Below are 11,333 nucleotides of genomic sequence, written 5' to 3'. Positions count from 1 at the left end.
TAACCTGAAGGCCGCAGGTTCAAATCCTGCCCCCGCAACCAAATCATAAAGCCCGCTCGGAGAAATCCGGCGGGCTTTTGTGCGTTCTAAGGCACGGAAAACCAAGATGGGCAAAGGCCGAAATGCGCCAGAGCAGGCAAGGGCCAAAGAACCGAGCACCCCGCTAAGCCTGAGGGGGAGGGCACCCCAACGCGGTGGGAGAGCGGTCCTTCAACTCTCAACGACTGGAGGGAGCTTCGTTGACGGCAGGCCCGATCGAGCCGCGCAAGTAGCGGGTCGCGCTCGATATGCGCTTGATACTTGCTTGAGCGAAAAACAGGCCTGGCGGGTCGGGCCAGCTCGCGGGCTCGTGGCCTGACGCCGCCCGATCGGGCGGCGCTGTCGTTCATGCCGGTGATCCCGGTCAATCGTCGACGACGGACCACTTGTCGTCGGGATCGAAGCGGTCGATGAAGGGCACGATCGCTTCCGTGCTCGGCCCGAGGTCGCGCTCGTAGACGATGCCCTGCTGGTTGACGACGAAAGTCTTCACCCCCGTCTCCGCATAGGTGACCGGCCAGGCGATCAGCGCAAAGCCGCCTATCATGTTGCCGTTGATCACATAGTCGTAGCGGCCGCCGGCGATGTTGTCGCCCTGCGAAGTCAGGATGCGGAAGCGGTAGCCGAAATAGCCTTCGCCGGCTTTTGCCTTTTCCAGGGCCGCCTCGTTGATCGAATCTCCGACGGGGCTTTCACCGTCGCCCTGATCGGCAGGCCAATAGAGCCCGTCGGTCTGGCCGGGCGTGCTGATCAGCTTCTGGGCATATTCGAGGACGCCATCGGAATCGCGATCCTCGGATGCGTATTCCTTCTGGGCATCGACATAGGCTTCGACGGTGTCGATCGCCTGCAGTTCGTTCTCGCCGACGTGGCGGTTGACGATTTCTTCCAGGCCGACATAGGTATCGAAGGCCCATTTGCCGTCTTCGCCCTTGGTGAGCGGGAACGGCAGCGGCCAGAGCCGGTCGCCGATCTGAAGGATCTTGCGGCCCTCCAGATCCCGAACGACGACATTACGGGCCGCGCCTTCGCGAATGAGGGCAAAGGTGTCCTTGACGCCCTCGCTGTCTTTCAGCTTCTCGGCATTCAGCCCCAGCAGTTTCGCCAGGCCATCGAAGTCATTTGCGGCCAGTTTCGCCTTGAATTCCGCGACGGCTTTGTCCGGATCGTCGAAGGCCGGCGGGTCTTCCGCGGCGGCATAGGCATCCAGCCCACCCACCATCTGGTCCGCCGGCGGCTGATCAGCCGCCGGTCGATCCCCTGCAGGCTGATCGCCTGCAGCTTGATCGCCTGCGGGTTTGTCGGCCGGCGGCTTGTCCTGCGAATAGGCGGAGCCGATCGGGGTTGCTGCCAGAACCAGCGCCATCGCTGATCCCAGGAGAAGGGAATTGAAGAGCTTTGTCATGGTCGTTCTCCTGTGATCCGGTCAACGCCTGCGGCCGCCGCCGCCCCGTCCGCCGCCACCGCGGTGCATTTGCGGCCTGCCGCCGCCGCGGCTCATCTGCGGGCGCCCACCGCCACGCTGGCCACCGCCCAAGCTCTGGCCGCCGCGCCGTGACGAGGCCACCTCGCGCCGTCCGGAATTGACGTTGCCAAGACCCGACGGCCTTTGCCGGTTCTGCGCCTTGGCGGCCATCTTCTTCTTTCCGGAGGGACGGTTGACCTGCGAGGGCTTGTTGCCACCGGCACGGTTGATGTTCTGCCGCCCATCGCCGGGCCGCGCCTTGGCGATCGCCTGACCGCCACCGCCGCCGCCTGGGCGTGCGGCAGGTCTTTGCTGCGCCTTCAGGCCGTCGAGCGTGCTCTTGCGCACATCCCTGATCTGGCCGGCGCCGCCGCCGCCGGGCCGCGCGTTCGGCCGGTCGCGATTGATCTCGGCGGCGCGGTTGCGCAGGTTGTTGTTGCCGTTCGCCTTGATGTTGTTCTTGATGCTGTTTCGGTCGAAATGCTGAAGCTGGTCGCGATTGAAGTTGATCTTGCTGCGATCGACGTTCTTCCAGTCGACGTCGTTCCACTTCACCTTGCCGTTGATGTTGTTGAAGCAGTTGTTGCAGTCGATGTCCATGTCGCCGCCGTTCCAGCGGCCGCCCCAGACACCCCAATCATCCCAGTCGACGATCGCGGCGAAGGCCGCACCCGTCACCGCGCCGGCGAAGAAAGCCGCACCCGGATACCAGTAGGCGGGATAGGGCTCGTCATAGTAGCCGATCGGCGCCGGCGCATAGTTCGGCTCGTAGAGCATCTCCGGCGGATATTGTGGCACGTAGATCGTTTCCGGGTTGGCCGCCTGGATGACGACGTTGTCGCCCTCCTGCACCACTTTCACCTTGTCGTCGGACTTGATGATATTCTTGGCGACCGCCTCGTCACGCAATTGCTGGATGGCGATCAGCACGTCCTTCTGCTGGTTGGCGATGGCGTCGCCGAAGGACTGTGTCCATTCGAGATCTTCGCTCATCATCTTGACGATCTGCGGATAGTTCAGCAGCGAAATGACGCTGCCGTCCCAGTCCTCCTTCGGCTTCATGTCGGGCTTCTTCTGACGGGCCTCAAGGAAGCGTTCGGCCTCGACGATCTGCAGCGGATAGAGTGCCGCTGCAGAAATGAGTGCAACCAATTCGTCCGGATAAAGCGCGATGCGCGCCACCAGAACCTCGAGCTCGTCATCGCTGAGCGGCTCGGGTGCTGTCTGTTGTTCCTGGGCAGTCGGCGCGGCCGCCGTCTGCTGGGCGAGAACCGCTGTGACGGGTGTTGTTATCAAAAACGCTATTGCGCTGCCGAGCGCGATGATCGTCTTTTTGATCATCTATCCAGCCTCCCTCGTGTATTGGGCGGTGGCGCGGGCGCTTGAACTGGCGCGCGGGACAGCCCCCTGTCGACGCTTCTTGTCTTGCAATTTCAAGCTGATCGGGCCGCGATTGCTGACCACGGTCGTTATCAGTCACTGGAATCTCTAGAGGAGGCCGGCGGATCGGGAAGCCCGGCAGGCGTATTCTACTGTATGTTACTGCCCCACGGTTGCCGTGAGCGTGCCATCCACGTGACGGTAGAACCCTTGCAGTGCGCCGGGGAGCACAAGGCTGCGGGCGTCGGCGGTTTCGCGTGGAGGGGATGGGGCTAGCATGGACGAGGATCCTTCCCGATCGAATGTGATCCGCAACGGAACGAACGGGTCGCCTTCCATCGAGGCGAAGATCACGGACATTGCGAGAATCGGCATCGTCGGGCTTCTGGCCTATTGGTCCCTGACGCTGATCGCGCCCTTCGCGATCATTCTGATATGGGCGGCAATCCTCGCTGTGGCGCTCTTTCCAGCCTATGCCCGACTTGGGCGCCTGCTCGGTTCGCGGCGCCTTTCCTCTTTCCTAATCACGCTGATATGCCTCGCCGTCATCGTTGCGCCACTGACTGCGATCGCCGTCAGTTTTGCCGAGGGACTGCAGGCGCTGCTCGCCCGGCTTGCCGACGGTTCGCTGATCGTACCGGTCCCGCCGGAATACATTCGCACGTGGCCTGTCGTCGGCGAGCGCATTCATGCGGCCTGGAGCATGGCGTCGGGCAATATCGAAGCACTGCTGAGCAAGATCGAACCGGCGCTGATGCAGGCCGGGACCAAGGTTCTCGGCAAGGTCGCGAGCGTCGGCGCCGAGGTCTTGAGTTTCGTGGTCTCGGTGTTGATCGCAGGTTTCCTTTTCGGTTCGGCGGAGCGGCTAGCGGAAATGGCGCAGCGCTTTGCCGGCAGGATCGGCGGCCAGCGCGGCATCGGTTTCCTCAAGCTTTCGACCGCGACGATCCGTAACGTGGCGCGCGGCGTCATCGGCGTCGCGCTGCTACAGGCCTTTCTGTGCGGGCTGGTGCTCAGCCTGTTCGACGTGCCGGCGCCCGGCGCAATCGCCTTCGTCGTGCTCGTGCTCTGCATCATCCAGATCGGCCCGGCGCTGGTGCTGCTGCCCGTCATGATCTGGGCCTGGTTCACAATGGATTTCGGTCCGGCGCTGTTGCTGACGATCCTGTTGATCCCGCTCTTCGTCATCGACAACGTGATGAAGCCGATCCTGGTGGCACGTGGGCTGTCGACGCCGACGCTGGTGATCCTGATTGGGGTGCTTGGCGGCACGCTGTCCTATGGCTTGATCGGTCTCTTCCTCGGGCCGATCGTGCTGAGTGTCGCGCATGACCTGCTGATGGTTTGGGCGCGCTCGGATGCAGCGCCGGAGAAGGCGGCTGATCCCGCCGTCCGCGACGGCGAGCTTGAACCCGGCAATATCTGATCAGCGTATCGCGCTCGCGGTACCTGCCTGCTGATACTCCGCCTCGGGCACGGAAACGCCGGCGGCGCGAAGGCCGTCGAACAGGCGGTGCTGATCCTCAGGCCGGTGCAATTGAGCGGCAATCGTCTGCCTGAGGTCACCGAGGAAAGCCGGTGCGTTGGCCTCGAACCACTTTCGCTCCTCCTGCGCGTGGTCGGTCTTGCCGAGCCTGCCGAGAACCGCAAGCAGGAGCACCCGGTCGGCAGGGCTGCCGTGCGGACTGGCAAGGCGCGCCCAGCGCTCGGCGGCGACATAGTCGCCCGCGAAGTAGGCGCAGCTTGCCAGCGCCCCCTCGAAAGCGCCTGTCTGGCCGAGATTGCGTTCCGTCGCGTCCGACAGGAGTTTGCAGCCCGCATCCCACTGTCCCGACTGCGCGAGCCGGAGGCCGTATGCGCCGGCAAGCTCGCTGTCGTTGGGGTTGATGGCAAGCGCACGGGCGCCGACGGCGAGGGCGGCATCGACCTCGCCGCGAGCGAAGAGGACGAGCATCTGCGCTTCGAGGGCGCGAACGTCGAAGGGGGCGAGATTGACGGCGCGCGCCGCCGCTTCGCCAGCCTGTTCCAGCAATCCTGGCGAGGCCGAGGGGTCGGCGCGATCGCGCAGGGCATCGACATAGTTCATCGACAGAAGCGCCCAGGCGGTCGCATAGGTCGGGAATTGCCGGGTCGCGCGCCGCAGGCAGTCTTCGGCGGAGCGACGGGATTGCGGATCGACGTCGCCGCGATGATCGTAGTAGGTGAGGCTGCAGGCATAGGCCTGCCAACCTTCGGGAACCGAGTGCCTGAGTTCGGCCACGCTTGCCTGAAAGACGGCGCCATAGGGCTCTGCCACCGCGCTCGATACCGCCGCCGCGGTCCTTGCCTGCTGATCGATGACGTCGCCGGACTGCAGTCGTTCGTCGTAGGTGTTTGCCCAGACGATCGCCCCGTCGGATCGCTGGACAAGCTTCACGACCAGCCGCAACCGTTCGCCCTCGAGCCTTACGCGTCCCTCGAGCGCATAGGTGTGGTCGTCCGGCGTCTGCAGTCGGTCGTTGCCGGTAACCGGCACGATCTCCTTGAACTTGGCAAGGTTGCTGACGACTTCGTCCGTCAGCCCCTGCGCCATCATCGCCGATTGCCGGGTTCCCGAGAGATCCTCGAAAGGCGTGACGATCACCTTCGGGATATTGGGCCGATTGGTCGTGGTGCTTTCGTCACCGGAAAAAAATAGCAAGCCGGCCGACAGGCCGGCGACCCCACACACAAGCGCTGCAGCGCCAAGCAGGACGCGGCGGCGCCGAGGCCAGCCGACCGGCACTGCTTGGGACGGTGGCGTTCCGCTTTCCATAAGGGGCGCCGGCTGTTTTTCGGCACGCCTTTCGAAGGTCGGCACATAGGCGCCCTTCGGCATGCGGATCACGATCGGGTCGCTGCGTCCGGCGACGAGGTAATAGCGTTCGAGCGCCCGTCGAATGCGGCCCGCCTCGATCCGAACGGCGGGATCGGTCTGCGGGTCGAAAGAGGAATCCCGGCCGAAAACCTCGGTGGCAATGGAATAGGCCTTGATGCGGTCGCCACGACCGGCGATCGTTTCCTCGATGACATAGGCCAGGAATTTACGGTCGCGATCCGGAGCATCGAATTCGGCGCTCAGGCGAATGCGCTCAAGCTGTGCCAGGACTTCCGCGCGGCTGGGCGGAGATATGGTCGGTTCGACGCCGACGTCCTGCTGGTCCCCGATGGCCATCACGCGCCTCCATGGGCACAATGTGAGATTGTATCCGGCGGCAGTGTATTCTCCCGTATCCTACGCTCCGGTTCGGTCGGAGCGCAACATTTATTCGCGCACCGCGCTTCACGTTCCCTGCCGAGGCTGCGCGGGCGATGCCGAGGGAGCAGGGCGCGGCTACGCCATTCCTCGCCGAGGTCATGACCGGCGCTGGACGGGAACGGCGCCGGCCCGCCGATGCCGGCTTGCCGTACGTTGAGCGCCGATCGTGGCAAATGAAGTCGAAGAGGCTTCTAGGTTCGGACGCCGTTTCGAAGCGGGATGCGTGCTTTGTCGGTGGGCGTGCGGAACATTTCCGCAGGCGCTGGGCGTCCGACGTGGAAACCCTGCACGTGGTCGATCCGGAAGCGGCGCATCAGGGCCAGTTGCTCGTCGGTCTCCACGCCCTCGATCAGGATCTTGTGGCCGCGGTTGCGCACGAGCCCGATGATGTCCTGCAGCATCGCGCGGCCCTTCGGGGTGGCGCAATCGTGCAGGAACGACCGGTCAACCTTCACCGTGTCGAAATCGATCAGGCGCAGCCAGGAGAGGCCGGCGAAACCGGTCCCGAAATCGTCCAGCCAGATGCGGATGCCGAGCGTTTCCAAGTCGCTGATGCAGCGCAGGATGCCCGAATGCATCTCCATCTCGAGCCCTTCAGTGATCTCGAAGGCGAGGCGGCTGCCGGCAACCCCGGTCTCGCCGAGGATCGCTGCGACCGAGGTCGCAAAGCCCGGCGTCTTCAGCTGGATCGGCGAAACGTTGACGCTGACGAGCGGGATGTGGTTGTCGACCAGAAGCTCGCGGCAGACGGTCTTTATCGCCCAGCGGCCGAGATCGAGAATGGCGCCGGTCCGTTCGGCAACCGGGATGAAGAGGCTCGGCGGCACCGACGTGCCGTCCAGCATCGTCAGGCGCATCAGGGCCTCGACCGCATCGACCTCGCCGGTCGTCACGTTCGTGATCGGCTGGTAGACGAGGGATACCAGGTTCTGGTCGACGGCGATCTTCAGCAGCGCTGCGATGTTCTCGCTCTCGTCGCTGCTCTGCGGATCGTTCGGGTCGAACAGCTTCGAGCAGTTTCGCCCACTTGCCTTTGCAGCGTAAAGCGCGCGGTCGGCCTCGTGGATGATCTTTTCGAGCTTGGCTCCGGTGTGGTTGCGGGTGAAGGCGGCGCCAACGCTGACGGTGACGATGGACACGCCGTCGCGGCGCTGCTCGTGGATCAGCCCCATGTTCTCAACCGTGCGGCAGATGACCTCCGCAAGCTCGGCCGCCTCCTCGCGCGTATCCAGGCGGGCAAGGACGATGAACTCCTCGCCGCCGTAGCGGCCGATCGAGCCGTGATAGTCCCTGATCGCCTCGCCGAGCGCATTGGCCACGAGAATGAGGCAGCGGTCGCCCTCCTGGTGGCCGTAGCAGTCGTTGTATTTCTTGAAGAAATCGACATCGATCAGCATGGCGGTGAAGTTCTTGCCGAGTTTCTGCCAATCGTTCCAGTAGTCGCGCAGCTGCTGGTCGATGGCGCGGCGGTTGTCGAGACCGGTCAGCGGATCGGTGTTGGACAGCCGCAGAAGCGCCATGCCGCGCTCGGAAGCTTCGTTCTGCTGGATCTTCGCCTCGAAGGCGTTGAGGAAAACCTTGTAACGCTCGCGGTTGAGCTTCCAGTTCACATAGGAGGTGAAGACGAAGCAGGAGACGTAGAACGTCCCGAAGGCGATCAGGTAGGCCGGATCGTGTTCGGAGAAGAACGACAGCGCGATGAAAAACGTCACCAATACGATGCTGGAGGCGACCACCGAGAGGCGGAACCTTAGGCTGAAGAAGAGATTGGCGCCCATCATGAAGATGGCGCCGAAGATCATGTAGTAGGACATGCTGTTCGTATCGGCCGTCATCATCGCCGGGACGAGCCAGCCGATGTAGCCGAAGACGAGGGCGGCGGCGCAGGTGGCGTCGAGCCACTTGGTCTGGGCCTTCAGTCGAAACAGGATCTCGAAGGTCAACAGCGAGCCGATGCCGACAAAGAGGCGCGAGACGATCGTGTAGAAGGCGACGTCGGGGACGAGCAGAATGTCCGGGATGAAGAAAAGCAGGTAGACGACGACGGCAACCCACAGCCCCTGCCGGGTCGAGGCGCGCCGACCAGCCTCGCCCTCCATGCGATAGAGGGTCTGAAGCTCAGCCAGGTGCGGCCTGTGCGGCTGCTTGTGTAGGTCGATGTCAACTACGTCGGCCAACGTGTGCTTCATGCACTGATCCATCGAGTTGCGTCACGGTCAACGGAAATCTGTCGTCGCTTTTCCATCAATGGACGTTGTTTCGGACACTCCCTGCGTGTTCACCGCGACCCATCTGCAACAAGGGCGGGAAACGCTGCGAGGCATGATAGGAGGTGTCCATTAAGTTTTGTTAAATTAATGGGTCAGGGCATCTGCGAATCGGTATCACCCAAAGGGGTGAGCTCCGAGTATTTACCTTATTATATACAAAAACTTGCATTCCGAGCCGTTATGCGCGCATCTTCGCGACTATTGTTAACAAAGCTTTAACGGATGGTCTCGCGTGCGCCAATTTCAGACTGTTTTCGACGGTCAGAGCCTCATTACTCCCAAGGCAATGGCTGATGAGTTCGTTTCGCCCCGCGGCGAACGACATGACGAACAGCTCTCGACCGCCAAGGCCGAGCTCGCATTGATTCTCAGGGTCGCTCAGGAACAATTCATTCAAGGGACGGATGCGTCGAAAATTATCGACCGGCTCGCTGCCTCCCTCCACCAGACCCGTGCCAAATACCACCCGAGCGTGTGGCAGGAGCTAATCCCGATTGCCCAGGATCACCCGGTTTCGGAGTACTTCCTGCAGGATCCGTTCACCCGGTGGTCGTTCGACAAGCCCAGGGGCTATTCGGGTGACGCGCAGTTGCTCGACTTCATCTACGGCCATGCGAGCGTTGCCGGCGAAATCGAGCGGGCGTCTCCGGTCGGTCGGGCGCTCTATGACTACACGAAGGACGCTTCGTCTTCGGTGGCGGTGCGCGAGCGCCGCGATATCCTCACGCGCCACGTCGACGAGATCGCGGCGAGCCGGGGTTCCGAGGCGGAGATCCTGACGATTGCCGCCGGTCATCTGCGGGAAGCCAACCGTTCGAAGGCTCTCGAGGAAGGCCGGATCAAGCGCTGGGTGGCGCTCGATCAGGATCCTCTCAGTGTCGGATCGATCAGCCGCGATTTCTCCGGTACGGCGATCGAAGCGGTCGACGGGTCCGTTCGCAGCCTGCTCGGCCGTGACCAGAAGCTCGGCACGTTTGACTTCATCTATGCGGCCGGTCTCTACGACTATCTGGCCGACAAGGTGGCCATCAAGCTGACGCATCGCTGCCTGCAGATGCTGAAGCCGAACGGCGTCTTCCTGTTCGCCAACTTCGCCCAGGACATCGGCGTCGACGGTTACATGGAGAGCTTCATGAACTGGGCCTTGCTGCTGCGTTCCGAAGCGGACATGTGGAACATCATCCACAAGAGTGCCGGGAAGTCCGCGATCGATGCGCGCGTCTTCTTCGGTGCCAACCGCAACATCGTCTACGGCGTCATCCAGAAGCATTCCTGAGATAACTTCGACGAACGGCCTCGGCTTCAAGCCGGGGCCGGCCGAAACAAGAGACCGCGGCGTGCCGAAGGGCTGCCGCGGTCTCGCATTTTTCCCGCGCTCAGTCTTGCGCGCGCAGAAAACGGCTCAGCAGGCGGCGTAGCAACACGCTTTCCTCCTTCGGCTTGAAGCCGGGATCGACCGCGACCCTGCTGAAGATGCCGTCGATGATCGCGGCAATCCAGCGGGCCGCGCCCTCGGCGTCGAGGGTCCTGTCGATCTGGTTTCGGCTGGCGGCCTTGCGCAGGAGCGCCACGAGCGCCGACTGGAGTTCCGCGTCGTTCGTCGTTGCGAGCGTCCCGATGCGCTCGTCACGCATCGCCTCGGCGGCGATTTCGAGTGCGAGGCTCGAATAGGCAGGATCGCCCGCCAGTTCGAGAACGCTGTCCATGAAGCCCAGCAATGCGGCGAAGAGATCCTCCTCTTCACCCAGCTTTCGGAAAATCTCCGCCGTTTCTTGACGTTCTTCTTCCACGATCGCCGCGATGATGGTGTGCTTGGTCGGAAAATAATGGAAAAGATTTCCCGGGCTCATGCCTGCCTCGGCGCAGATCTCGGCCGTCGACGTGCCGTGAAAACCCTTGCGCGAAAAGCAGGCGATTGCCGCATCGAGAATCAGCCGACGCCTGGCCGCATGTTTTTCGGGGTCGATCTTGCGCATCGCCGGTCTCCTTGCATGCCGTTCAATTATTAGATCAGGCGCTCTAATTTCGGTGGGCAGCCGATCGGTGTCAAGGCCGGGCGCTTGCACGATCTCCGCCATCTTCCCGCAATGATCGTATGTGATCTGCCTTACAATTGTCGCGTTTGATGAATTCTATTGTTAGATTGAATGGTCTAATAAATTATCGACGCCCTTTGCCCGACCCGGGATCCGGTACCGCAGGCGCATCGCGCCGCCGGCCCCGCCAATGGAAAGCCAATGAAATGAGACGTACAGTTGAGTTGAACGTCGCTCTCGCAGCGTTGCTCGTGATTGCGGCGGCTGCTGGTCCGGCGCGCGCCTCGGGAGAGGCCGCAGCCTCCGTTCCCGCCCCGTCTGCCACCCGCACGGTCACGACGCTCGTTGCCGATAGCCGCCCGCAGCAATGGACACGCTCCTTTGCCGGCATCTTCGTCGCCCGCGAGGAGATTGCCGTCGGCACCACTTTGACCGACCAGCGCATTGCCAGTGTCGAGGTCGAGATCGGCGATCGGGTCGCTGCAGGCCAGGTGCTCGCCCGGCTGGAAACCGACATGCTGGAGAACCTTTTGCGCGAGGCCAAGGGCCGGGTCGCGCGCGCCGGCGCCGCGATGGCGCGGGAAGAAGAGACGGTCACGCAGGAACAGAGGAAACTCGCGCGCGCCCGGCAGTTGAGCCACCTTCAGGCCGCCACCACTCTCGAAGAGCGCGTCTCGGCGCTCGCCCTTGCCGAGCAGGCCGTCCAGGTCGCGCGGGCCGATTACGACCAGGCGGAAGCGCTCGAGGCCGAGGCGCGCCGGAAGCTCGATCGAGCCGTGATCGTGGCGCCCGCCGACGGGATCGTGTCGGAGCGGCTGGCGCGCGCCGGCGCGCTTGCGGGCTCGGAGCCGCTGCTCAAGCTCATT

Annotated in this window: 8 protein-coding genes; 3 read left to right on the top strand and 5 right to left on the bottom strand. The window is 63.2% G+C overall.

What is annotated here, in order from left to right; translation table 11 throughout:
* Positions 1 to 403: 403 nt before the first annotated feature.
* Positions 404 to 1,444, bottom strand: coding sequence for a DUF2950 domain-containing protein (locus L981_RS05860; protein ID WP_043612787.1), 1,041 nt, complete (start codon positions 1,442 to 1,444; stop codon positions 404 to 406).
* Positions 1,445 to 1,465: 21 nt separating this feature from the next.
* A complete protein-coding gene (locus L981_RS05855; RefSeq protein WP_043612784.1) occupies positions 1,466 to 2,845 on the bottom strand; it encodes a DUF3300 domain-containing protein in 1,380 nt (459 codons plus the stop codon).
* Between the two features lie 316 nt (positions 2,846 to 3,161).
* Between L981_RS05855 and L981_RS05850 the strand changes: the two genes are divergently transcribed.
* Positions 3,162 to 4,310, top strand: a complete 1,149-nt coding sequence (locus tag L981_RS05850) for an AI-2E family transporter (RefSeq protein WP_043612781.1) — start codon at positions 3,162 to 3,164, stop codon at positions 4,308 to 4,310.
* Here L981_RS05850 and L981_RS05845 read toward each other — a convergent pair whose 3' ends face one another.
* Positions 4,311 to 6,077 (bottom strand): hypothetical protein, encoded by a 1,767-nt coding sequence (locus L981_RS05845; RefSeq protein WP_052201618.1) that lies wholly within the window; start codon positions 6,075 to 6,077, stop codon positions 4,311 to 4,313. It lies immediately after the preceding gene.
* A gap of 275 nt (positions 6,078 to 6,352) precedes the next feature.
* Positions 6,353 to 8,350 carry a bifunctional diguanylate cyclase/phosphodiesterase gene (locus tag L981_RS05840; RefSeq protein ID WP_043612779.1) on the bottom strand — a complete coding sequence of 666 codons (1,998 nt, stop codon included), beginning with the start codon at positions 8,348 to 8,350 and terminating at the stop codon, positions 6,353 to 6,355.
* A gap of 313 nt (positions 8,351 to 8,663) precedes the next feature.
* On the opposite strand from L981_RS05840, the gene L981_RS05835 reads away from it, so the two are divergent.
* A complete protein-coding gene (locus L981_RS05835) occupies positions 8,664 to 9,707 on the top strand; it encodes a class I SAM-dependent methyltransferase (protein WP_043612776.1) in 1,044 nt (347 codons plus the stop codon).
* Between the two features lie 100 nt (positions 9,708 to 9,807).
* On the opposite strand, the gene L981_RS05830 is transcribed toward L981_RS05835, so the two are convergent.
* A complete protein-coding gene (locus L981_RS05830; RefSeq protein WP_043612773.1) occupies positions 9,808 to 10,407 on the bottom strand; it encodes a TetR/AcrR family transcriptional regulator in 600 nt (199 codons plus the stop codon).
* A gap of 266 nt (positions 10,408 to 10,673) precedes the next feature.
* Here L981_RS05830 and L981_RS05825 point away from each other — a divergent pair.
* Positions 10,674 to 11,333: efflux RND transporter periplasmic adaptor subunit (locus tag L981_RS05825; RefSeq protein WP_197067102.1), on the top strand; the 660-nt coding region annotated here is incomplete at its 3' end.

Origin of the sequence: Ensifer sp. ZNC0028, assembly GCF_000799055.1 — a bacterium.
Lineage (GTDB): Bacteria > Pseudomonadota > Alphaproteobacteria > Rhizobiales > Rhizobiaceae > Ensifer.
The sequence above is the reverse complement of the archived record's forward strand: the minus strand, read 5'-3'. Positions and strand labels throughout refer to the sequence as shown.

Coding starts and splice junctions, on each gene's coding strand:
- L981_RS05860 (WP_043612787.1), bottom strand. CDS start 1,444: ATGACAAAGCTCTTCAATTCCCTTCTCCTGGGATCAGCGATGGCGCTG.
- L981_RS05855 (WP_043612784.1), bottom strand. CDS start 2,845: ATGATCAAAAAGACGATCATCGCGCTCGGCAGCGCAATAGCGTTTTTG.
- L981_RS05850 (WP_043612781.1), top strand. CDS start 3,162: ATGGACGAGGATCCTTCCCGATCGAATGTGATCCGCAACGGAACGAAC.
- L981_RS05845 (WP_052201618.1), bottom strand. CDS start 6,077: ATGGCCATCGGGGACCAGCAGGACGTCGGCGTCGAACCGACCATATCT.
- L981_RS05840 (WP_043612779.1), bottom strand. CDS start 8,350: ATGAAGCACACGTTGGCCGACGTAGTTGACATCGACCTACACAAGCAG.
- L981_RS05830 (WP_043612773.1), bottom strand. CDS start 10,407: ATGCGCAAGATCGACCCCGAAAAACATGCGGCCAGGCGTCGGCTGATT.